Below are 24,463 nucleotides of genomic sequence, written 5' to 3' on the forward strand. Positions count from 1 at the left end.
CAATTAGGGTGGCACCACGGGATATAAATCTCGTCCCTTGTATATGTTTTGATATACAAGGGGCGGGATTTTTTTGTTTGTTTGTTTTTCCGGCAGTGTGCCCCGATAATCCTATACATAGGCTATAACAGGAGGGTAAAACCATGCAAATAAATATTCCAAGAGGAACGCAAGATATTTTGCCAGGCACAGTCGAAAAATGGCAATACATCGAAAATCGTATTAAAGATCTATGTGATCGATTCCAATACAACGAAATAAGAACACCTATCTTTGAACATACGGAGCTGTTTTTGCGCAGTGTTGGAGATACAACAGATATCGTAACAAAGGAAATGTACACATTTGAAGACAGAGGCGAAAGAAGCCTGACTTTAAGACCAGAAGGAACAGCTTCTGTAGTCCGCTCATTTGTAGAAAATAAAATGTTTGGTTTGCCGTCACAGCCAGTTAAGCTTTTCTATTTAGGACAAATGTTCCGTTATGAGCGTCCACAGGCAGGCAGGTTCCGCCAATTCGTTCAGTTTGGAGTAGAAGCAATCGGAAGTAAAGATCCAGCGATCGATGCAGAAGTAATGGCACTAGCCTATTCCGTTTATGAATCACTTGGGCTGTCTAAATTGAAGCTTGTTGTTAACAGTCTTGGAGACAAGGAAAGCAGGCTTGCCCACAGAGAAGCGCTTATGGGCCACTTTAGCCCAAGCATCGGCGAATTCTGTAAGGATTGCCAAAGCCGTCTTGAAAAAAACCCGATGAGAATCCTTGATTGTAAAAAGGATCATGATCATCCGTTAATGAAGTCGGCTCCGTCTATTCTTGAATACTTAAATGAAGAGTCCAAACAATACTTCGAAAAAGTACAAGCTTATTTAACAGCCTTAAATATTCCTTATGTAGTGGATTCTAATCTTGTCAGAGGACTAGATTACTATAACCACACTGCGTTTGAAATTATGAGTGAAGCAGAAGGTTTTGGAGCGATTACGACATTATGCGGAGGCGGTCGCTACAATGGACTAACAGAAGAGCTTGGCGGCCCGGAAGCTCCTGGTATCGGCTTTGCGATGAGCTTAGAAAGATTGCTTGCTGCACTACAGGCAGAAGGAATTGAATTGCCAATCGAAAAGAAAATTGACTGTTATCTTGTAACATTAGGTGAGGAAGCGAAGGATTATAGTGTCGGACTTCTATATGAATTGCGCAAAGCTGGTTTTTCTGCTGAAAGAGATTACTTGGACAGAAAAGTAAAAGGGCAATTTAAAGCAGCAGATCGCCTGCAGGCTAAGTTTGTCGCAATATTAGGGGAAGATGAGCTGAAAGAAAACAAAATCAATGTGAAGAGCCAGGAAACTGGTGAACAGAAACAAGTAAATCTGGATCATTTAGCGGCGGCGTTAAAGGATTTTCAAAGCTATTAATAGATTAGAGACATTTAAAGGAGGATAAATATGTTTGGTAGAACGTATTATTGTGGTGAAGTACCAGAAAAGGCTATTGGCGAAAAAGTTAATTTAAAGGGCTGGGTTCAAAAGAGACGTGATTTAGGCGGGTTGATTTTCATTGACTTACGTGACCGTACAGGCGTCGTGCAAATTGTGTTTAACCCTGAAATAAATAAAGAAGCGCTTGAAGTCGCAGAAAAAGTAAGAAACGAATTTGTTTTAGATATTAAAGGAACTGTTGTTGCAAGGCAGGAAGGAACGATTAATGAAAACCTGTCAACAGGAAAAGTAGAAATCGTAGTGGATGAAATTTCGATTCTAAATGAAGCAAAAACACCGCCATTCTCTATTTCTGACAAAACTGATGTAGCAGAGGAAGTTCGCTTAAAGTATCGTTACTTGGATTTCAGAAGACCAGTTATGTTTGAAACATTGAAAATGCGTCATCAAGTAACAAAAATCATGAGAGACTTTTTAGATAGCGAAGGATTCTTGGACATTGAAACACCAATTCTGACGAAAAGTACGCCAGAGGGAGCAAGAGATTATCTTGTGCCAAGCCGTGTGCATCCAAATGAATTTTACGCATTACCGCAATCGCCGCAGCTTTTCAAGCAGCTGTTGATGGTTGGCGGAATTGAGCGCTATTACCAAATTGCCCGCTGCTTCCGTGACGAGGATTTACGTGCAGATCGTCAGCCTGAATTCACACAGCTGGACATTGAAACTAGCTTCGTAAGTCAGGAAGACATTATGAATATGATGGAAAGCATGATGGTAAAAATTATGCGTGAGGTAAAAGGAATTGATGTTCCTGCACCATTCAAAAGAATGCCTTATGATGAAGCAATGGCAAGATACGGATCTGATAAGCCTGACACAAGATTTGACATGGAGCTAACAGACCTTTCTGAAATCGTAAAAGACTCTAGCTTTAAAGTATTTGCAGCAGCTGTTGAATCAGGCGGCCAAGTGAAAGCAATCAATGTTAAACAAGCAAGTGATAAATACTCACGTAAAGACATTGATGCTTTAACAGAATTCGTGAAGGTTTATGGTGCAAAAGGATTAGCTTGGTTGAAGGCAGAGGAAGATGGTTTGAAAGGGCCAATCTCTAAATTCATTTCAGAGGAAGAGCAAAAAGCATTTGAAGCAGCACTTTCCATTGAAAGTGGAGATTTATTGCTGTTTGTTGCAGATAAAGCAAATGTTGTCGCAGATTCATTAGGTGCACTTCGTCAAAAATTGGCGAAAGAACTGAACCTGATTGACCCAGACAAGTTTAATTTCCTTTGGGTGACAGATTGGCCGTTGTTTGAATATGACGAACAAGAAAACCGTTTCTATGCGGCACACCATCCATTTACAATGCCAAAAAGAGAAGATATCGAACTGCTTGATTCTAATCCTAAGGCTGTTAAAGCACAGGCATATGATATCGTATTGAATGGTTATGAACTTGGTGGCGGATCACTTCGTATTTTCGAAAAGGATATTCAAGAAAAAATGTTCAGTATGCTTGGTTTCTCACAAGAAGAGGCGTATGAGCAATTTGGTTTCTTGTTAGAAGCATTCGAATACGGTACACCTCCACATGGCGGCATTGCAATCGGCTTAGACAGATTGATCATGCTGTTGTCTGGCAGAACGAATCTTCGTGACACAATTGCATTCCCGAAAACAGCAAGCGCAAGCTGCTTACTGACAGATGCACCTGGCGAAGTTTCTCAAAGCCAGCTTGATGATTTGCATCTTGCTCTTAAAGCACCGAAACAAAACGACTGATTGGAAGAGGCTGGGACATAAGCATGTGAACCAGCGTAAAGACCGAACTACTTAATCAACTAATGATTAAATGGTTCGGTTTTTTGTTTTTAGTTACAAAAAATTAGAAATTTTAGTGCAGCGGAATGGAACGAACTTATTTTGAAACTATATTCTATTTAGACACAAGCTGTATTTTTTAAAAATTAGATGTAATTTTATTATTCGTGTTTAGAAAGATTATCTTTTGTTTTGTCCCTGCATCTTTTCCCTTGTGCTAAAACCCACAAGGGCTAGAACCTGTCCACATTTTATGTTATAGTACAAAAAGGTTTAAGAGTTAATAATACTAGAAATTATAAATAGATATAAAGGAATGGCCAATTCCTGTTTGACTGTAAATCTTATAATGGAGTTGAAATAATAGATGTTGCACCAATTTTCAAGAAATGAATTAGCAATTGGAACAGAAGGATTAGAAAAGTTAAAAAACAGCACAGTTGCAGTACTAGGCATAGGAGGAGTAGGCTCCTTTTCTGCAGAGGCTTTAGCGCGTTCTGGTGTCGGCAAATTGATTTTGATTGATAAGGATGATGTTGATATCACGAATGTCAATCGCCAAGTAATTGCACTATTATCAACTGTAGGCCGCCCGAAAGTAGATATAATGAAGGAACGTATTGCTGATATTAATCCAGAGTGCGAAGTTATTGCGTTGAAAATGTTTTATACAGAAGAAACGTATGAAGAAATTTTTGCATATGGTTTAGACTATGTTGTCGATGCGTCTGATACGATTTCCTATAAAATTCATTTGATGAAGGAATGCTTAACAAGAAATATTCCCATCATTTCCAGCATGGGTGCAGCAAATAAAATGGACCCAACTCGTTTCCAGATTGCTGACATCAGCAAAACACATACAGATCCAATTGCTAAAGTAGTTCGCCTTCGTTTGCGAAAAGAAGGCATCCGCAAAGGAATTAAAGTGGTATTCTCTGATGAGAGCCCAATTGTTATTCGGGAAGATGTCCGCAAAGTGGTCGGCAAAGATAATGCACCAATTCGCAAGGCAAAAATGCCTCCATCCTCGAATGCATTTGTTCCTTCTGTTGCTGGCTTGATCATGGCAAGTGATGTTATAAAAGAATTGTTAGGCGATATTAAAATAGTGCGTGTTAACGACTAATAAGGGAAAAGCCCAGACTGGGAGCAGTCTGGGCTTTTTGTATGTTAAACAGTTGGTTTAAATTGACAAATTACCTCTTGATTACATAAATGTATTAGTGTACTATTTTGATAGTACACTAATACATTTTATCAGGGAGAGATATATGAATGCTTTTAAAGGCTTATTAAAAAAAGATATAAAAATTTCCATCGGTTATTTTTACACGATTTTAATTTTTATGGCGATAGCTTTTGCTGCGGGTTGGATATTTTCTAATTATTATGATGCCCGCATGCTTGTTGGAGTGATTTCATTTGCTTTAATTATTGCACATGTTATTTATTTGCCTGGATCGCTGTTGACATCTCTTAATCTGGAAGGGAAAACACAATTATGGCTTCATAATCCGCAAAGCAGTGTGAAGTTACTGCTGTCAAAGCTGACAGCCTGTTCCTTGCTGTCTTTGTGCTCGACTGTCCTCATCACAATTATTACGATTATCTTTATTACTTCTTTAAATGAGATGAACGAGATGTTTTCTACTGGTGATATTGTCATGATTGCTGTTGCGATTTGGGCGATATCGTTTTATATCAGTATTTGGGTCATTTTTTATTGGACTGTTTATCACAGTATCGCAAGAATTCAAGCTTTAAAAAAATTCCGCTGGCTTGTTCTCATCGCAATTTGGTATATATGGAAAATGCTAACTGGGCTATTTGGGAAAATTAGTTTTGTTCAAGCCTTAAAAGAAAAATGGATGTTGAATTTAGGCAACGTATTTCAGATGGAAACAGGATCAAATTCCTTCCAGGCTAGCTTTGAAATGATGGACATATCCATTTTTGTTCTAGCTGGCTATTGTTTGACAGCAATTCTTATCTTCTGGCTTTCTTCTTGGGCTTTAGACAAGAAAGTGGAGGTGTAAGGTGAATGTCTGATGACTTTAAAGCATCGAGGCCAATATATATGCAAATTGTTGATAAAATCATGCAGCAAATTGCGAGACAGGAGTTAAAAGAGGGGCAAAAGCTTCCTTCTGTTAGAGAAATGGCCATCGAGTCAGGAGTGAATCCAAATACAATCCAAAGAACCTACAGTGAGTTGGAGAGGATGAATATTGTGGAGACGAAAAGAGGACAGGGGACATTCATCACGGATAAGAGGGAAGTGTTGGAGGAAGTGAAGAAAAAACTGCAGTTTGATATTGTCAATCAATTTATCGCAAATATGAAAGAGCTTGGCATGTCTGAGGAAGAACTAATAACAGAGCTGACGCAGCATCTGAACAGAAGAAAGGAGGAAAAGTCTTGATTTCATTTCAACAAGTCACAAAAAAATACGGGAAAGAAACAGCCTTACAAGACATTGATTTTACCTTCGAAAAAGGCAAGATTTACGGACTGGTCGGTGCAAACGGGAGTGGGAAATCAACTACCTTGAAATTGATCGCAGGACTTGTCCAGCCAACCTCAGGAAATGTGAGTGTAAACGGCAAAAAAGCCAATAGGAAAATCGCTGCTGACGTTTCTTATTTAACCGAATTAGATATGTTTTACGAAGGTTTTACCGTATTAGATATGCTGAATTTTTCTGCCTCGCAATTTCAGGATTTAAATATGGAAACAGCTTATGAACTAATAAGCTTTATGGCGCTTGATAAAGGTAAAAAAATCAGAGAACTGTCTAAAGGAAACAGAGGAAGATTAAAGCTTGTTATCAGCTTAAGCAGGAAGGTTCCTGTTGTTTTGCTTGATGAACCATTTTCAGGGTTAGACCCAATGGTGAGAGAGTCCATTGTTAAGGGCTTGCTTCACTATATTGATTTTGACAGACAAACTGTCATTATTGCCACACATGAAATTGCTGAGATTGAACCGATCTTGGATGATGTGGTTGTCATAAATCATGGTAAGTTCGCAGCTCATTTTCATGTGGAAACACTTAGGGAAGAATATGGACTTTCTGTTGTTGAGTGGATGAGGGAAAATATAAATCAGTTATAGAAAGGAGAGCTAGTATGGCAAGTGTTGTAGAACTGAAAGCTGTTTCGAAAATCATTAAAGGCAGGAAAATCATCGACAGCTTAAGCTTCAATGTCGAAGAGGGGGAAGTGTTTGGCTTTCTTGGCCCAAATGGAGCAGGGAAAACAACAACAATCCGTATGATTGTTGGACTTATCAGCATGTCTGACGGAGATATTTTTATCTGTGGCAATAGTGTCAAAAAGGATTTTGAAAAGGCAGTCCAGCATGTAGGTGCAATCGTGGAGAATCCGGAAATGTATAAATTTATGTCTGGCTATGATAATTTGGTGCACTATGGACGAATGATTAAAGGAGTTAGCAAAGCGAAGATAGCAGAGGTTGTGGAGCTTGTTGGCCTTACCGACAGAATCAATGACAAGGTCAAAACGTATTCACTTGGCATGAGGCAAAGGCTAGGGCTTGCCCAAAGCCTATTGCATGATCCTAAAGTCCTTATCCTTGATGAGCCGACGAACGGCCTTGATCCTGCAGGAATACGAGAGATTCGTGATCATTTAAGAATGCTTGCAAGAGACAGAGGAATGGCTGTTATTGTCTCCAGTCATCTGTTATCGGAAATGGAAATGATGTGTGACAGAATCGGTATTATTCAGCAAGGCAAGCTTGTGGATGTTCAACTTGTGAAGGATTTTGTCAGCAATGCAGAAAAGCTTTATGAGCTGGAATTGGACCGTTTGGATGATGCGATGACCTTAATTGCCGAGCATTTGCCTGGTATAAGGCTTACAAAAAATGCATCTTGCCTGGAGGTACCTGTTAAAAAAGAGCAAATTCCTGAACTGGTCAAACTACTTGCGAAACATGATATTTCTATATTTGGAATAAGAGAGATATCGAAAACACTCGAAGATAGATTCTTAGAAGTGACCAATGATAAGGGGGAATTATAATGCTGCAGCTGCTTCAGAATGAATGGCTGAAAATATGGAAGCGCTCTGCCACACATGTAATGGTCGTATTATTGCTGCTGAGTTCCATCGCGATCGGTGCTATAACTAAATATCAGGAGTATGGCTTGTCAGTCCCTGATAATGAAAATTGGAAGCAGGGCCTTGAGCTTGAAATTAAGGAATATCAAAAACAGCTTGATGACGGAACAGTTGACCCAACTTCCATTGACTACACTAGACAACAGATTGCGATTAATAAATACAGGATAGAGCATAATATCTCAACGAATGTAGATTATTCGGCATGGGACTTTGTGTCAGATACTACAGAGCTTATTTCCTTTGCGGGGTTGTTTACGATCATCATTGCTGCAGGAATTGTCGCAAATGAGTTTACATGGGGTACAGTGAAACTGCTGCTTATTCGACCGATTAGCAGAGCAAAAATATTGCTGTCTAAATATTTGACAGTATTGCTGTTTGGAATTTTCCTGCTGTTAATTCTGTTTGCCTTCTCGCTACTACTTGGAGGAATATTATTCGGTTTCCCTGACACAAGTACTCCGTATTTGAATTATCATGAGGGAACTGTTAAAGAACAAAACATGGTTGTGCATTTATTAATATCATACGGACTTAACTCCATCAGTTTATTAATGATAACGACAATGGCATTCATGATTTCAAGTGTATTCCGAAACAGCTCCCTTGCTGTTGGAATTTCGATTTTCCTTATGTTTATGGGCGGTACGGTCACATTTATGCTTGCAACAAAGTTTGAATGGGCAAAGTATATCTTATTTGCTAATACAGATCTTAGCCAATATTTTGAAGGTACACCAATAGTTCAAGGGATGACAATGACATTCTCCATTATTATGCTATGCGTGTATTTTTTGATTTTCCATCTTCTTGCATTTTTAGTGTTCAAGAAACGAGATGTAGCTGCATAAATGTTTTAGGAGCGGATGGTTGCTGCCATTCCGCTTTTTTGTATTAAGGTCTTAACTTTACGTTTCCGCATGAATTTGCGATATAATAGTTAACAAAGAAGTGTGATAAAAGGTGTGAGTACAGTGAATGGAGAACCATTAGCATATCGAATGAGACCAACGACAATTGATGAGGTGGTCGGACAACAGGATATAATCGGTAAACAAACAAGTTTATATAAAATGATTAAAAACGGCTATGTACCCTCCATGCTTTTGTATGGTGAGCCTGGTATAGGAAAGACCTCCATTGCCTTTGCGGTTGCTGGGACGACAAGCTTGCCCTTTATTGCTTTAAATGCAACGACCGCAGGCAAAAAAGATGTGGAAGCAGTTGTGGATGAAGCAAGGCTAACAGGCAAGGTGCTGCTTTTTCTCGATGAGATTCATCGTTTTAATAAAGCGCAGCAGGACTATTTGCTTCCACATGTTGAAAGAGGAGATATTGTCTTGATTGGGGCAACAACGGAAAACCCTTATCACGATGTTAATCCCGCCATTAGAAGCCGCTGCGGCCAGATCAAGCAGCTAAAAAGATTGACAGATACAGATATTGAGGAGCTCCTCACACGAGCAATCAAGGAAGAACGCGGTCTTGGCGGTCTTGCAATTGAGATTACGGATGAACAAATAAAAAAAATTGCGCAAGGAACAAATGGAGATGCAAGAAAATCGCTCACCCTTTTAGAATCAATTGTGTACTCTTCTGACAAGGAAGATGGCAGATTTATCATAAAAGACGATATGGTGGAGGCGATGATTGAAAAGGTCGGAGTGTATGGAGATAAGAAGGGCTCCCATTTCTACAATTTGCTGTCAAGCTTGCAAAAAAGCATCCGTGGCAGCGATGTTGATGCTGCTCTTTATTATTTGGCCCATTTGCTCGAAACAGGTGATCTTGTCGCAGTCAACAGAAGGCTGCTTGTTATTGCCTACGAGGATATTGGACTTGCTAAACCGTCTGTCGGCAATAATGTACTTGCTGCTGTTACAGCCAGCGAACGGCTCGGCCTTCCTGAAGCAAGAATTCCATTAGCTGCTGCGGTTGTGGAAATGTGCTTATCCTCTAAGTCAAATGCCGCATACAAAGCACTTGATGCAGCAATAGCTGATGTAAGAAGCGGCAATGTTGGTGATATTCCGATGCATCTGCGCGACGGGCACTATGCAGGAAGCAAGGTGCTTGGACATGTCGGATATGTTTATCCGCATGATTATCCAATCGGTACTTTCGGCGGTTGGGTTAATCAGGATTACTTACCTGATAAGCTTAAGGGCACTAAGTACTATGAGCCGACAGAGGCAGGAGAAGAGAAAAAGCTTAAGGCTATTTATGAACGGTTAGCAGGATTCCGGACAGATAGCGCGAAAAAAAAATAAGGGAAGTGCAGCAGTATTGAAGATGGACAGAATTGAGCTTCTTCACTTAAAGATGCCTTTGCTTCATCCATTTGAGACGAGCTTCGGCAGACTGACAGAAAAGGATTTCTATCTTATTAAAATGTTCAGTGGCGAGCATATTGGTTATGGAGAGTCTGTTGCTATGCCTAATCCAGGTTATACAGAAGAAACTACAGGGACTTCCGCCTATATGATGAAGGAATTTTTAATTCCGCTCCTGTTTAACAGCAAGATAAATCATCCAGACGACGTTTCAGCCATTTTTTCGCCAATCAGAAGAAATAATATGGCAAAAGCTGCATTAGAAGGTGCAGTTTGGGATCTTTATAGCAAGAAAAGAGATATATCCCTTGCACATGCTCTTGGGGGAACAAGGGAAAGTATTGATGTTGGTGTGAGCATCGGTATCGAAAAGTCGATTGATGAACTTCTTTTCAAAATAGAAAGATACTTATCGGAAGGCTATAAAAAAATCAAAGTGAAGATTAAGCCAGGCTATGATTTGGAGCCATTGACTAGAATCAGAGAAAAATTCGGTTATAATATTCCACTTATGGCGGATGCGAACTCGGCTTATTCTCTTGATGATTTAGAGCATTTAAAGAAATTTGATCCCTTAAAGCTGCTGATGATCGAACAGCCCTTGGCATTTGATGATATGATTGATCACGCAGTCTTGCAAAAACAGCTGAACACACCAATCTGCTTGGATGAAAGCATCTGCTCAGCAGAAGATGCCCGTAAAGCGATTGAGCTTGATAGCTGCAGAATCATTAATTTAAAAATTGGCCGTGTCGGTGGTTTGACAGAAGCAAAAAGAATTCATGATTTATGCCAAAAAAACAATATTCCTGTTTGGTGCGGGGGCATGCTTGAAGCAGGTGTTGGCAGAGCGCATAATATCGCCATAACCGCTCTTTCAAACTTTACGATTGCGGGCGATACATCGGCATCGGACCGTTATTGGCAGGAGGATATTATCCAGCCTGAGGTGAAAATGTCTGCACCAGGAAAAATTGCTGTTCCGACAACTGCCGGAATCGGGTATGAATTAAACGAGCAAGTAATAAACAAGTACTTGATTGGGAAAAAGACATATACTAATGATATATAATGCTTTTATGCTAGTTGGAAATAACACAATCTCTCTTTTTGATTGAAGATTGTGCAAGGTTAAAATACAGAATATTCGGTATGCAGCATCGAACAAGGAGATGGAGGATATATAGTGAAAGAGAAAGTACAAGATTGGGTCGACAAAAAAGCAGCAGAAATGAAAGAAATGTATCATTATTTGCATGAGCATGCAGAAATCAGCTGGGAGGAGACAGAAACAACTAAATTTATTTGTAAGCAGCTTGATGCACTCGACATACCGTATAAGATATTTTCTGACCAGACAGGAGCAGTTGGTTTATGGGGAAATGGCAACGGTCCGACAATTGGTGTGCGTACAGATATGGATGCGCTATGGCAAAATGTGGATGGTACATGGAAAGCGAACCATTCCTGTGGACATGATGCACATATGACAATTGTGCTTTTTACCCTTAAATGCTTAAAGGAATTAGGCGTTGAACCAAAGGGAATGATTAAAAGCTTCTTCCAGCCTGCAGAGGAAAAAGGGGCTGGAGCACTTTCATTCGTACATAAAAACCTTTTGGATGATGTTGATTATTTACTGGGACTTCACCTGCGACCAATTCAAGAAATGAGCTTTAATGAAGCGTCACCTGCCATTTATCACGGAGCAGCTGCTTCATTTAAAGGACGGATTTACGGATTGCAGGCACATGCTGCACGTTATCATTTAGGAATAAATGTTATTGACAGTCTTACTGCCATTAATATGGCAATACGTTCTATTCCGCTAAATCCAATCATCCCTGCCTCTGCAAAAATGACGTTTGTTCAAGGTGGAGGGAAAAGCTTTAATATTATCCCTGATTATGCAGAGTTCGGGATTGATGTGCGTGCGCAGACGAATGAAGCAATGGATCAGCTTATCGATCAATTAAAGCGAAGCATTTATCATGCAGGAGAAGCGAATGGTGCAAAGGTGGAGCTTGAGCTTCTGTCAGAAATGCCTGCTGCAAGTAATAATGCGCTGATGGAAGAAGTAGTGTCTGCAAGCATTAAAGAAGTACTTGGTGAAAAAGGGTTAGTTTCTCCTCCTGTTACACCAGGTGGTGAGGATTTTCATTTCTATCCGAAAAGCATGAAGCACCTTCATGCAACAATGATTGGATTAGGAACAGACCTTAAGCCAGGACTGCATCATCCTAACATGTCATTTGAGCTAGACAGCTTACTCAATGGGGTGAAAATAATGGCATTAAGCATATTGAGGTTGAATGGAGATATAAAATAATATAAAGGCAGCTTACAATGAGAAGCTGCCTATTTGCTATACAGGACAAAAAATTCTAAAAGAAAATCACAAAAGCTGTGTAAAATCGAAAAAAATTGCAGAAATATGATATCCTATTGAATAGATAGGATATAACATAATTATAATGGAAAGTAACTAGCTTATGGTGCAAGCAGCATACAGACGAAAATATGTTATAATGCATAATGTTCGAATTGCTGCGGAGTAACGTAAATATGTAAAGGTGGATATTAATATGGATGCCGTATTGAAGGCAAGACAGCTCACATGGCGAACGGTAATATTTATTGTCGGCCTGCTTATCATGTCGTTTGGCATTGTCCTATTAATTAAAGCAGATTTAGGATCTGCACCATGGGACGTACTAAACATCGGCTTATTTTACCAACTTGGATTAACGATCGGAAGCTGGACGATAATAGTCGGCTTTTTTGTCCTTTTTGTCAGTGCTGTTCTGTCAAGAACTATCCCGAAAGTCGGCGCATTTCTTAATATGCTGCTAGTGGGGATTTTTATTGATTTGTTTTTGCTTATGCCGTTTATGAAGACACCAGAAGCACTGCTTGGCAGAGGTGTAATGTTTTTACTGGGCTTAGTCATTATGGCGTATGGCATGGGCTTATATATTTCCGCTAAACTCGGAGCTGGTCCAAGGGACAGTCTTATGCTTGTTTTATCACAAAGGCTTAGCTTGAGTATTTCCACGACAAGATTCATTATGGAAGCAATTGTGCTTTTTTCAGGCTGGCTGATGGGCGGACCTGTTTTTTGGGGCACGGTGGCGTATGCCGCTATCATTGGAAAAATTGCTGGCGTAAGTATCCCGCAATGCCAAAGCTGGACAGATATGCTTTTGGCGAAAGTTCAAAAATCACATCAATTAAATAAAAAAATGGTGAATAATAGGAGTGCAGATATATGAAAATCTCAACAAAAGGCCGTTACGGCTTAACAATTATGATGGAATTAGCAAAGAAGCATGGAGAAGGCCCGATTTCTTTAAAGTCAATTGCCCAGACAAATGATTTGTCAGAGCATTATTTGGAGCAGCTTGTTGCGCCTCTTCGCAACGCAGGCTATGTTCGCAGCATAAGAGGAGCATATGGAGGATATGTGCTTGGCGATGATCCAAAAAACATCACTGCTGGAGATATCATTCGGACATTAGAAGGCCCAATTAGCCCTGTTGAAGGAATCGAGGATGAGGAGCCTGCTAAAAAAGCTCTTTGGATGAAAATCCGTGATGCGGTCAAGGACGTGCTTGATTCAACAACAATTGAGGATTTAGCGAACCATAAAGAAGAAGGCGATTCAGATTCCTACATGTTCTATATTTAAGTTGTGCTAAAAAGCAGATAGTTGGCAAGTATTTGACTATCCTATTACTATAAGGTAGTTGGATTTTTAGAATAATAAATTTCAGTAGGTGAAGATGTTGGAACATATATATGTGGATCATGCGGCAACATCGCCGATGCATCCAAAAGTTATTGAAAAAATGCATGAAGTAATGCAGCAAGCTTATGGTAACCCTTCAAGTATCCATACTTTTGGAAGACAAGCCCGCAAAATTATTGATAATGCGAGAAATAGTCTTGCTGCGAGCATTGGGGCACAAGAAACGGAAATTATTATCACAAGCGGTGGGACAGAAGCAGACAATCATGCAATATTCGGTGTAGCAGACAGCTACTCGCATAAGGGCAAGCATATTATTACAACTGAAATAGAGCATCATGCTGTACTTATTGCCTGTCAGGAGTTGGAGAAGAAGGGCTTTGATGTCACATATCTTCCAGTTAATGAATTTGGTGTTATTGATCTTGATGTGTTGAAAAGGGAATTAAGAGACGATACTATTCTTGTAACCATCATGTATGGAAACAACGAGGTCGGAGCAATCCAGCCTATCACGGAAATAGGGCAGTTGTTAAAAAATCATCAAGCACTTTTCCATACAGATGCCGTCCAAACATATGGTGTAGAGGATATTAATGTGAAAAAGCAGCATATTAATCTGCTGTCCGTTTCCTCTCATAAAATCAACGGACCAAAAGGGATTGGCTTCCTTTATTTAGAGAATGGCATTCAGCTTTCACCACGTTTATTTGGCGGTGAACAGGAAAGAAAACGCAGAGCAGGAACGGAAAATGTTCCAGCATTAGCAGGCTTCCAGCTCGCAGCAGAGATTGCTATTTCTGAGAGACTGGAAAAAAGGCAAAAGTACGAAGTATATAAAAATATACTCCTTCAAACCTTGAAAGAACATAAAATTGAGTTCCAGCAAAACGGATTAGTTGAAAATACACTGCCACATGTTTTAAACTTAAGCTTTCCTGGAACAAATGTAGAGGCCTTGCTCGTCAATCTTGACTTGGCTGGCATTGCCGCATCAAGCGGTTCTGCTTGTACAGCAGGCTCCATCGATCCTTCTCATGTGCTTGTTAGCATGTATGGGGAGAATTCGGAAAGGACGAAAAACTCTATTCGATTTAGCTTCGGGTTATACAATACAGAAGAACAGATCAAGCATGTCGGAAGCGAGCTGTCAAAAATCGTGCAAAGATTGACAGCCAAATAATCCGTTTATTTGAACTGGACTCTTCTTAGATAGATGGACTTAGGAATACTGGGGGGAATGAAATGGAAAAAGCACCAAAAGATACACGCGTTGTTGTCGGCATGTCAGGGGGAGTCGATTCCTCTGTTGCTGCATTGCTTCTTAAAGAGCAAGGCTATGACGTTATCGGAATATTTATGAAGAACTGGGATGATACGGACGAATTCGGTGTTTGTACAGCGACAGAGGATTATGAAGATGTTATTCGTGTCTGCAATCAGTTGGGCATCCCTTATTATGCCGTTAACTTTGAAAAGCAGTATTGGGATAAAGTTTTCACGTATTTCCTTGATGAATATAAGGCTGGCAGAACACCAAATCCAGACGTAATGTGCAATAAAGAAATTAAGTTTAAGGCATTTCTAGAGCATGCCATGAATCTTGGCGCAGACTATTTGGCTACAGGTCATTATGCACAAGTTGTGCGCGAGGATGGTAAAGTTCGCATGTTAAGAGGTAAGGATGATAATAAGGACCAAACTTATTTTCTTAACCAATTAACAGAAGAGCAGTTGGTTAAGGTAATGTTCCCAATTGGCGGCATGGAAAAGTCAAAAGTACGTGAGCTTGCTGCAGCAGCAAACTTGGCAACTGCAACGAAAAAGGATAGTACAGGTATTTGCTTTATCGGCGAACGTAACTTCAAAGAATTTTTAAGCGGATATTTGCCCGCACAAAAAGGCAATATGGAAACATTCGACGGCAAGGTTGTCGGCAAACATGATGGGTTAATGTACTATACAATCGGGCAAAGACATGGACTAGGTATCGGCGGAAGCGGAGACCCTTGGTTTGTTATTGGCAAGGACTTAGCAAGAAACGTATTATATGTTGGTCAAGGCTTCCATCATGAAATGCTTTATTCAGACAGCATTATCGCTGACAATGTAAGCTGGGTTTCAACAGATGCAACTTCAAAAACATTTGAATGTACAGCTAAATTCCGTTATCGTCAACCTGATAACAAAGTGACAGTCGAAATATTAGACGGTTCCAAAGTGAAAGTAACCTTCCATGAGCCGATTCGTGCGGTGACTCCAGGACAAGCTGTCGTCTTCTACCAAGGAGAAGAATGCCTTGGCGGAGGAACAATTGACAAAGTGTTCCGTAACAACGAACAATTGACATATGTAGGTTAAAGAAACAGAGAAACTACATAACGCCCTGCTTTCGTTAAAAGGTGGTGCGTTGCGTTAGTTTCTCTTTTTTTTTTGGAAAGAATGAGACCTGTGGATTGGAAGATTTCTATATGGTCAAAATATGCTATACTTTTAGGGAAGAAACGGAGTGTGTTAATGGTGGAGACAAATCAATTAGGTATTAAATATATGCAAGAGGGTAAATGGGAAGAAGCAGCAAAAATCTTCATGGAAGAAATCGAGAAGGATCCAAGCAATGCTGTATCCTATGTTAATTTTGGCAATGTGCTGTCCGCATTAGGCGATTTAGATAGAGCGATAACATTTTATAAAAAGGCAATGGAAATAGATCCTGAAATGGCTGCTGCTTACTATAGTGCAGGAACTGTATATTTTGAACAAGACGAGCTTGAGTCTGCTAAAGCAATGTTTGAGGAAGCATTAGCGAAAGGACTTGAATCGAGCGACAATTATTTCATGCTTGGCATGGTACATATCGGGATGGAAAAACCGATGCTTGCCATCCCATTTTTGCAGCGCGCTGTTGAATTGAACGGTGAAGATGCAGAGGCTTTGTTCCAGCTTGGCTTATGTCTTGCGCAAGGTCAGTATATAGACGAAGCAACAGAAAAGTTTTTAAGCTGTATTGAGCTGGACCCAGAGCATGCGGATGCCTATTACAATCTCGGTGTTGCATACGGGTTTAAGGAACAGGTGGAAAAAGCGTTGGAGATGTTTAATAAAGCATTAGAAATCCAGCCTGACCACCAGCTTGCACTTATGGGTAAGCAAATTATCGGAGGCTAGAAAATACGAAGATCTAGGAAGGGGGGAAAATAATTGGAAGAGCAAAATTCACTGGATCTGTTCGCAGAACAAGGCAAATACGTAAAAGGACGCCATCTTGTTACTATATTTCATAATGAAGAAAACCTTTATACTGTGCTGAGAATAAGGGTGGATGAAACAAATGATACTTATGAAGATAAGGAAGCGGTTGTCACAGGGTATTTGCCAAAGATGCATGAGAATGATACATACACATTCTTTGGTGAATTTAAAGACCATCCTCGATTTGGACTGCAGTTCCAGGTTTCCTCTTTCCGTAAAGAGATGCCACAGACAAAACAAGGTGTTATTACTTATTTGTCCAGTGAGCTGTTTAAAGGAATCGGCCAAAAAACAGCAGAAAATATTGTCGAGTCTTTAGGAGAAAATGCGATTGCAAAAATCTTAAATGAACCATCCCTGTTAGACTCTGTTCCAAAGCTTCCTCCAGACAAGGCAAAAGCACTTTATGATACGCTTATGCAAAATCAAGGGCTAGAGCAAGCAATGATTTCATTAAACCAATATGGTTTTGGGCCGCAGCTTTCCATGAAGATTTATCAGACATATAAGGATAATACGCTGGAAATTATTCAGTCTAATCCATATAAATTGGTCGAGGATGTGGAAGGGATTGGTTTTGGCAGAGCAGATGATTTAGGGTCACAGATCGGGCTTGTCGGGGGCCATCCTGACAGGATTAAGGCAGGGTGTTTATACGTATTGGAGCTTGGCAGCAGCCAGGAAGGTCATGTTTATCTGGAAGCAGAATATGTGCTAAACAGGGTGAAGGATCTTTTAGAGGAAAATAAGCAAGAGCAAATAGACTTCTCCGCTATTGCCGATCAGATTGTTCTGCTGGAGGAAGAAAAGAAAATTATTGTCGAGGACAAGAAAATATTCCTGCCATCCCTTTATTATTCGGAAAAAGGTGTCGTTCGCCATATAAAAAGAATTATGGAGCAAAAGGAATATGAAGACCAATTTCCGGAATCTGAATTTTTGCTTGCTCTAGGAAATTTAGAGGACAGGCTTGGCGTTCAATATGCTCCCTCGCAAAGACAAGCAATTCAGACTGCTCTCATGGCGCCGATGCTTATGCTGACTGGAGGACCAGGGACAGGAAAAACAACCGTTATTAAAGGGATTGTTGAGCTTTACGGTGAGCTGCATGGCTGCAGTCTTGATCCGAAAGAGTATAAGAAGGAGGAGCCGTTTCCTTTTATCCTCGCGGCACCAACGGGAAGAGCTGCTAAACGGATGGCAGAATCGACAGGTCTTCCTGCTGTCACGATTCACCGTCTATTAGGCTGGAATGGCAGTGGCGGCTTTGATAAGGATGAGGAAAATCCACTTGAAGGCAAGATAATCATTGTCGATGAAACATCAATGGTAGACATTTGGCTAGCCTTTCAGCTTTTTAAAGCATTGCCATCTAATATACAAGTAATCCTTGTTGGAGATGAGGATCAGCTTCCGTCAGTTGGTCCTGGACAAGTTTTGAAGGACTTGCTTGCATCAGCCTGTATCCCGACAGTTCGACTTTCGGATATATACAGACAAAGTGAAGGCTCCTCTATCATTGAACTTGCTCATGAAATAAAAGGCGGCAGACTGCCTGCAAATTTAATGCAGCAGCAAAAAGACAGATCCTTTATTAAGTGTGCTTCAGGACAAATAGCTCAAGCAATTGAAAAGGTCGTCCTAAATGCAAAAAACAAGGGTTATGCGCCAATGGATATTCAAGTTCTTGCTCCTATGTACAGAGGACCTGCTGGAATTGACCGTCTTAATGTGATTCTTCAGGAAATATTGAACCCGAATCCAGACGGAAAAAGGAAGGAACTGAAATTCGGCGAAGTTAAATACCGAATTGGCGATAAAGTGCTTCAGCTTGTCAATCAGCCTGAAAACAATGTTTATAATGGGGACATGGGAGAAATTGTCTCGATTTTTTATGCAAAGGAAAACACTGAAAAACAGGACATGGTTATCGTCTCTTTTGATGGTATTGAAGCAACGTACACAAGGCAGGATTTGAACCAAATAACCCATGCTTACTGCTGTTCTGTTCATAAGTCACAAGGAAGCGAATTTCCGATTGTAATCATGCCGATTGTTAAAAGCTACTATAGAATGCTGCGCAGGAATTTAATCTATACAGGCATAACAAGAAGTAAACAGTTTTTGATTTTGCTTGGCGAAGTGGACGCTATGGAAATTGGTGTTGGCCGTAATGATGAGTTAAACAGGCAGACCTCCTTGCAAGAAAAACTGCAAGAGACTTTTTCAACGGATAAGGAAATAATCGAGCAAGATGGTGAAGTTTCCATATTCTACAGTGAGCGAATTACAGAAATTGACCCGCTTATCGGCATGGAAAATATATCTCCTTATGATTTTATGGAGCACACAGACACAAAACAATAGAGGAAAAGTTTGTAATACATTGTTCTGTTTTTGTAGCATAACCTATAGATGTCATCCATAATGGCTTTGGATGACATCTGTTTTTTTATCAAAATTATGCCGACTCCTATAAAAAACAATGTTTATTTTTTGTGTAAGTTGGACAGAATGGAAACACCAGTGACATTATCTTCCGTTCGTTTTTTAGATATTGTCGTAAACTAAATTTTTGAGGTGTTTTCAGATGTTAATCTGTCCTAATTGCCAAAGCAAAGATATCGGAAAAATTGGAATCAGTCAGTATTATTGCTGGAGCTGTTTTATTGAGCTTTCGTTAGTTAAAGGCATCATTCATACACATCAGGTGGAAGAGGATGGAAGCCTTAGCTCCTTAGATGATTTGTTTGAGGAAGATAATCGCAGATATAGCTGATAAAATAATCATGAATGAACAGAGGAGGCGTAATTCGCCTCCTCTGTTTCGTATAAATAATCTCCTTTTCACACAAATTATGGGTGGAGGGGTTTTGTATGGAAATAAGGGTCAAATGGTATTATCGGTTAGCTTTTACACTATTACTATTTATCGTATTGTTTATATTCTTTAAATTATCTCCTATTTGGACTCCGATTGTGCAACTTGTGATGAAGGTGATTTTTCCCTTTATTCTTGGTGCATTCATTACGTATTTGCTTCATCCAGTTGTTGAAAAAATCCATGAAAAAGGCTTGCATCGCGGTCTTGCGGTGGCATTGATATACATCCTCTTTTTTGGAGGTGTCGGATATGGTCTATACAAATGTATTCCGATTTTCATTGATCAAATGAGAGAGTTAACAGAAAGTGCACCAGAGCTTGCTAACCAGTATAGAAGCTGGATTGACTTCATTCAAGAAAGAACAAAAGCGTGGCCAGAAAACATGCAGACTAAAGTAGATAATGGGATAGAATCGTTTGAAGTAAAAATGGACGGGTTGCTGACAAAGCTTTTAAAGGGTGCAATGAACTTCGTTAATTCCTTTGTTATTATTATGCTGATTCCATTCATTACCTTTTATATGTTGAAGGATTTCGAAGCAGTAAAAAGGGCGGCATGGCAATTGACTCCAAGCAAATGGCGGGAAAGCAGTGTCCTGTTTTTGAAGGATGTGAACCTTTCATTAGGAAGCTACATAAGGGGACAGCTGCTTGTTTGCTTAATCATTGGCGGTATATCGTCCATCTCCTTTTATTTCTTTGGCATGAAATATCCACTTGTGTTAGGAATCGTTATTGGTATTACGAATGTTATCCCGTACTTTGGACCAATCATTGGAGCCGTTCCTGCCGTGATTATTGCCAGTACAATGTCTGTGAAAATGCTCCTTATTGTCATCATAATCATTGTTGTGCTTCAGTTTTTAGAAGGAAATGTTCTATCACCCTTCATTGTTGGGAAAAGCCTGCATATGCATCCCCTTTTTATTATGTTTGCCTTATTGCTTGGCGGGGAGATTGGCGGAATTGTCGGAATGGTCATAGCTGTTCCCCTTTTGTCTATTTTGAAAGTAGCTATTATCCACTTGCGTGTTCATTTTGGCAAAAGCAATAAACTAGACGCTATGAAGTGAATGCATGTTGACAATAGCAACGAAAAATCAGTATAATTCGAGAGAAGAACATATTGGAAAAATGACGATAGAATCAAGTAGATTATAGCCCACTTTAAGCGAATGCTGCAGAGAGGAATTCCCATGGCTGAGAGGAATCCAAAGTGAAGGATAATTGAAAGCTAGTTCTTGAATGCAGCTAATACCTGCCGTTCATCCGCGTTAAGGATATTGAGAGATGGCGGCATTATGCTGCCATAAATCAGGGTGGTACCACGAGCATACTTTCGTCCCTGTCCAGGGATGGGAGTTTTTTTTATGCTGAAAAACATACTTCTCCATTTTGAGAGGTCATACATAGAAGGAGGCAAAACCTAATCATGAAAGTATTAACAGGAGCAGAAATCAGAAGAAAGTTTCTCGATTTTTTCCAGGAAAAAGGCCATAATGTTGAGCCGAGTGCATCATTAGTTCCCCATGAGGATCCATCATTGCTGTGGATTAACAGCGGTGTTGCAACATTAAAGAAATATTTTGACGGTCGTGTTATTCCGGAAAATCCAAGAATTACAAATGCACAAAAATCAATTCGTACAAACGATATTGAAAATGTCGGAAAAACAGCAAGACACCAAACATTTTTTGAAATGCTAGGTAACTTCTCCATTGGCGATTATTTCAAAGAAGAAGCTATTGACTGGGCTTGGGAGTTTTTGACGGACGAAAAATGGATTGGTTTTGATAAAGAGAAACTATCTGTAACAGTTCACCCAGAGGATGAAGAGGCTTACGTATTATGGCGAGACAAAATCGGAATTCCAGAAAGCCGCATTATTCGTCTTGAAGGAAACTTCTGGGATATCGGTGAAGGACCAAGTGGACCAAACACAGAGATTTTCTATGATCGTGGCCAAGAATACGGCAATGATTTAAATGATCCTGAATTATATCCAGGCGGCGAAAATGACCGTTACTTAGAAGTATGGAACCTTGTATTCTCTGAATTTAACCACAATCCAGACGGCACATACACTCCGCTTCCGAAGAAAAACATTGATACAGGAATGGGACTTGAGCGTATGGCTTCTGTTATCCAAAATGTTCCTACTAATTTTGACACAGATCTGTTCACGCCAATTATAAAGGCAACAGAACAAATTGCTGATGTGAAATATGGTGCAGCTAAGGATACAGATGAAGCGTTCAAAGTAATTGCGGATCATATTCGTACAGTAGCATTTGCGATAGGTGACGGGGCATTACCTTCCAATGAAGGAAGAGGATATGTTCTAAGACGTTTGCTGCGCAGAGCTGTCCGCTATGCGAAAAAAATCAATATTAACCGTCCGTTTATGTTTGAGCTTGTTCCTGTTGTGGGAGAAATCATGGTTGATTATTACCCAACAGTTAAAGAAAAATCAGCGTTTATCCAAAAAGTAATGAAGAGTGAGGAAGAACGTTTCCATGAAACGCTAAATGAAGGCTTGTCTATTCTTGGTGATGTAATGGAAAAGGAAAAAGCGTCTGGAAATCTGCTTATTTCAGGTGAAGACGTATTCCGCCTTTATGACACTTATGGATTCCCTGTTGAATTAACAGAGGAATATGCAGAAGAGCAAGGCATGAAAATCGACCATGAAGGCTTTGAGAAGGAAATGGAAAGCCAGCGTGAAAGAGCTCGCAAAGCGCGCCAAAAAGTGGGAAGCATGCAAGTTCAATCAAGTGTTCTTGGTGAAATCAAAGTGGAAAGCGAATTTGTCGGCTACCAAGCATTGTCAACAACAGCAACTGTTACTGCGCTTTTAGTTGATGGTGAAATCGTAGAGACAGCAGAAGAAGGACAGGAAATCCAGTTTGTTTTGGACAAGACACCTTTTTATGCGGAAAGCGGCGGTCAAATCGCAGATGCAGGAACAGTTTCATCAGATTCAGTTGTCATCTTAGTTCAAGATGTACAAAAAGCGCCAAACGGACAAAACCTGCATCGAGGCGTTGTTCAATCAGGTGTGGTAACAGTTAATGATAAAGTGGAAGCTGCTGTTGACAGAAGCAACCGTTCGAAAATAATTAAAAACCATACGGCAACACATTTGCTTCACCAAGCACTGAAGGATGTACTTGGAACGCATGTAAACCAAGCTGGTTCGCTTGTACAGACAGATCGTTTACGCTTTGACTTCTCTCATTTTGGTCAAATTACAGCAGAAGAGCTGGAGAAAATTGAAAAAATCGTCAATGAAAAAATTTGGGATAGCATTCCTGTCCAAATTGACTATAAAGATATCGAAGAAGCGAAAGCAATGGGTGCAATGGCATTGTTTGGCGAAAAGTATGGGAAAGTGGTTCGTGTTGTTCAAGTGGGCGATTACAGCCTTGAGCTTTGCGGCGGTATTCATGTTGATAATACTTCTACTATCGGCCTATTTAAAATCGTTACAGAAGCTGGTATTGGTGCTGGCACAAGAAGGATTGAAGCAGTTACAGGACAAGCAGCATATCAGCAGCTGACTGAGCAGCTTAATATTCTGAAAGACGCAGCAGGCAAGCTTAAAACGAATCCAAAAGATGTGGGTACAAGAATTGATACGATCCAAGCAGAATTAAAACAGCTGCAGCGTGAAAACGAATCTCTTGCAGCGAAACTAAGCAATATCGAGGCAGGCAATTTAGTTGACCAAGTAAAAGATGTTGATGGCATCAACGTACTTGCAGCAAATATTAAAGGTGTTGATATGAACAACCTGCGCACAATGGCAGATGACTTGAAGCAAAAGCTAGAGTCTGGCATTATTGTTCTTGGTAGTGCAAATGATGATAAAGTCAATTTAATTGCAGCAGTTACAAAAGACTTGATGGATAAAGGCTATCATGCTGGTAAGATCATCAAAGAAGTGGCAACTCGCTGTGGTGGAGGCGGCGGTGGCCGTCCAGATATGGCTCAAGCTGGCGGTAAAGACCCATCTAAACTGCAAGATGCATTAAATCATGTCGAAGAATATATCAAATCCATTTGATAATGTGGCCAAGTAGTGTAAAATGTAGGTATCAATTAACAGAATCTGTCTGAAAATAGAGGTGTTGTATATGAGCTCATTTGACAAAACAATGAGATTCAATTTTCCTGAAGAACCATATGAACATGACGTAAAAGAAGTACTGAACCAAGTGTATGATGCTCTTCAAGAAAAAGGCTATAACCCAATTAACCAAATTGTCGGCTATCTACTTTCAGGAGACCCTGCATATATACCGCGCCATATGGATGCACGAAATATAATGCGCAAACTAGAGCGTGATGAGATCATAGAAGAGCTTGTCAAGTTCTATTTAAAACAGCAACGAGAGGATTAACCAAAATGCGGACAATGGGCTTGGATGTTGGCTCAAAAACGGTAGGCGTTGCCATAAGTGATGCTTTGGGCTGGACAGCCCAAGGCATTGAAACAGTAAAAATCGATGAAGAGAAAGAAGAATTCGGTTTTGACCGTTTAGGAGTATTGATTGTTGAGCATGATGTAAGTAAAATAGTGGTTGGCCTCCCAAAAAACATGAATGGCAGTATTGGCTTTCGCGGAGAAGCGAGTCAGCATTACGGTAAGCTTCTCGAGGAAAGATTCGGTCTTCCAGTTGCGTTTTGGGATGAGCGGCTGACAACGATGGCTGCTGAAAGAGTGCTGCTTGAAGCAGATGTTAGCAGAAAAAAAAGAAAAAAAGTAATTGATAAGATGGCAGCATCTATGATATTGCAAGGCTATATGGATAGCCAGAAATGATGAG

General features: G+C 40.1%; 22 protein-coding genes and 2 other annotated features (1 of these 24 cut by a window edge). All 22 genes read left to right on the forward strand.

The window, feature by feature from the left end; genetic code table 11:
* Positions 1-41: a binding site (T-box leader), on the forward strand; it begins 212 nt to the left of the window's first position.
* A gap of 102 nt (positions 42-143) precedes the next feature.
* The 22 genes from hisS (at position 144) to ruvX (ending at position 24,459) form a co-directional block, all read left to right on the forward strand.
* Entirely contained in the window at positions 144-1,418 is a 1,275-nt protein-coding gene (gene hisS, locus CEQ21_RS18590) for a histidine--tRNA ligase (protein WP_185765796.1), read from the forward strand.
* Positions 1,419-1,448: 30 nt separating this feature from the next.
* Positions 1,449-3,227 carry an aspartate--tRNA ligase gene (gene aspS / locus CEQ21_RS18595; protein WP_185765797.1) on the forward strand — a complete coding sequence of 593 codons (1,779 nt, stop codon included), beginning with the start codon at positions 1,449-1,451 and terminating at the stop codon, positions 3,225-3,227.
* A 406-nt stretch (positions 3,228-3,633) separates the two neighbouring features.
* Entirely contained in the window at positions 3,634-4,395 is a 762-nt protein-coding gene (locus tag CEQ21_RS18600) for a tRNA threonylcarbamoyladenosine dehydratase (protein ID WP_185765798.1), read from the forward strand.
* A gap of 145 nt (positions 4,396-4,540) precedes the next feature.
* Positions 4,541-5,305, forward strand: a complete 765-nt coding sequence (locus tag CEQ21_RS18605; protein WP_185765799.1) for a hypothetical protein — start codon at positions 4,541-4,543, stop codon at positions 5,303-5,305.
* A gap of 5 nt (positions 5,306-5,310) precedes the next feature.
* Positions 5,311-5,691: a GntR family transcriptional regulator gene (locus CEQ21_RS18610; protein WP_185765800.1), complete on the forward strand. Its 381-nt coding sequence runs from the start codon at positions 5,311-5,313 to the stop codon at positions 5,689-5,691.
* Complete coding sequence (locus tag CEQ21_RS18615; protein ID WP_185765801.1) at positions 5,688-6,383, forward strand: ABC transporter ATP-binding protein; 696 nt, start codon at positions 5,688-5,690, stop codon at positions 6,381-6,383. Before CEQ21_RS18610 ends, CEQ21_RS18615 begins: the two co-directional genes overlap by 4 nt.
* Positions 6,384-6,397: 14 nt before the next feature.
* Positions 6,398-7,315 carry an ABC transporter ATP-binding protein gene (locus CEQ21_RS18620; protein ID WP_185765802.1) on the forward strand — a complete coding sequence of 306 codons (918 nt, stop codon included), beginning with the start codon at positions 6,398-6,400 and terminating at the stop codon, positions 7,313-7,315.
* On the forward strand, positions 7,315-8,268 hold the full coding sequence (locus CEQ21_RS18625) for an ABC transporter permease (protein WP_185765803.1): 954 nt from the start codon (positions 7,315-7,317) through the stop codon (positions 8,266-8,268). The genes CEQ21_RS18620 and CEQ21_RS18625 overlap by 1 nt, the downstream gene beginning before the upstream one ends.
* Positions 8,269-8,391: 123 nt before the next feature.
* Positions 8,392-9,687: a replication-associated recombination protein A gene (locus tag CEQ21_RS18630; protein WP_185765804.1), complete on the forward strand. Its 1,296-nt coding sequence runs from the start codon at positions 8,392-8,394 to the stop codon at positions 9,685-9,687.
* Positions 9,688-9,703: 16 nt separating this feature from the next.
* On the forward strand, positions 9,704-10,822 hold the full coding sequence (menC, locus tag CEQ21_RS18635) for an o-succinylbenzoate synthase (RefSeq protein ID WP_185765805.1): 1,119 nt from the start codon (positions 9,704-9,706) through the stop codon (positions 10,820-10,822).
* A 114-nt stretch (positions 10,823-10,936) separates the two neighbouring features.
* Positions 10,937-12,079: a M20 peptidase aminoacylase family protein gene (locus tag CEQ21_RS18640; protein WP_185765806.1), complete on the forward strand. Its 1,143-nt coding sequence runs from the start codon at positions 10,937-10,939 to the stop codon at positions 12,077-12,079.
* A 256-nt stretch (positions 12,080-12,335) separates the two neighbouring features.
* Positions 12,336-13,022 (forward strand): YczE/YyaS/YitT family protein, encoded by a 687-nt coding sequence (locus tag CEQ21_RS18645; protein ID WP_185765807.1) that lies wholly within the window; start codon positions 12,336-12,338, stop codon positions 13,020-13,022.
* On the forward strand, positions 13,019-13,438 hold the full coding sequence (cymR, locus tag CEQ21_RS18650) for a cysteine metabolism transcriptional regulator CymR (protein WP_185765808.1): 420 nt from the start codon (positions 13,019-13,021) through the stop codon (positions 13,436-13,438). The genes CEQ21_RS18645 and cymR overlap by 4 nt, the downstream gene beginning before the upstream one ends.
* Positions 13,439-13,535: 97 nt before the next feature.
* A complete protein-coding gene (locus CEQ21_RS18655; RefSeq protein ID WP_185767326.1) occupies positions 13,536-14,681 on the forward strand; it encodes a cysteine desulfurase family protein in 1,146 nt (381 codons plus the stop codon).
* Positions 14,682-14,743: 62 nt separating this feature from the next.
* The gene (mnmA, locus tag CEQ21_RS18660) at positions 14,744-15,859 is read left to right on the forward strand and encodes a tRNA 2-thiouridine(34) synthase MnmA (protein WP_185765809.1); all 1,116 of its coding nucleotides are present in this window, start codon (positions 14,744-14,746) and stop codon (positions 15,857-15,859) included.
* A gap of 156 nt (positions 15,860-16,015) precedes the next feature.
* Positions 16,016-16,666, forward strand: a complete 651-nt coding sequence (locus tag CEQ21_RS18665; RefSeq protein ID WP_419181598.1) for a tetratricopeptide repeat protein — start codon at positions 16,016-16,018, stop codon at positions 16,664-16,666.
* A gap of 33 nt (positions 16,667-16,699) precedes the next feature.
* Positions 16,700-19,117, forward strand: coding sequence for an SF1B family DNA helicase RecD2 (locus CEQ21_RS18670; RefSeq protein WP_185765810.1), 2,418 nt, complete (start codon positions 16,700-16,702; stop codon positions 19,115-19,117).
* 223 nt (positions 19,118-19,340) lie between these two features.
* Positions 19,341-19,529, forward strand: a complete 189-nt coding sequence (locus CEQ21_RS18675) for a hypothetical protein (protein ID WP_127737350.1) — start codon at positions 19,341-19,343, stop codon at positions 19,527-19,529.
* A 98-nt stretch (positions 19,530-19,627) separates the two neighbouring features.
* Positions 19,628-20,707, forward strand: coding sequence for an AI-2E family transporter (locus CEQ21_RS18680; RefSeq protein ID WP_185765811.1), 1,080 nt, complete (start codon positions 19,628-19,630; stop codon positions 20,705-20,707).
* A gap of 55 nt (positions 20,708-20,762) precedes the next feature.
* Positions 20,763-20,984 (forward strand) — a binding site (T-box leader).
* Between the two features lie 82 nt (positions 20,985-21,066).
* The gene (gene alaS, locus CEQ21_RS18685) at positions 21,067-23,700 is read left to right on the forward strand and encodes an alanine--tRNA ligase (protein ID WP_185765812.1); all 2,634 of its coding nucleotides are present in this window, start codon (positions 21,067-21,069) and stop codon (positions 23,698-23,700) included.
* 70 nt (positions 23,701-23,770) lie between these two features.
* Entirely contained in the window at positions 23,771-24,037 is a 267-nt protein-coding gene (locus CEQ21_RS18690) for an IreB family regulatory phosphoprotein (protein ID WP_127737353.1), read from the forward strand.
* 5 nt (positions 24,038-24,042) lie between these two features.
* Positions 24,043-24,459, forward strand: coding sequence for a Holliday junction resolvase RuvX (ruvX, locus tag CEQ21_RS18695; RefSeq protein WP_185765813.1), 417 nt, complete (start codon positions 24,043-24,045; stop codon positions 24,457-24,459).
* Positions 24,460-24,463: the final 4 nt, after the last annotated feature.

Source organism: Niallia circulans (assembly GCF_007273535.1).
In the GTDB taxonomy this organism is placed as follows: Bacteria; Bacillota; Bacilli; order Bacillales; family Cytobacillaceae; genus Niallia; species Niallia circulans_B.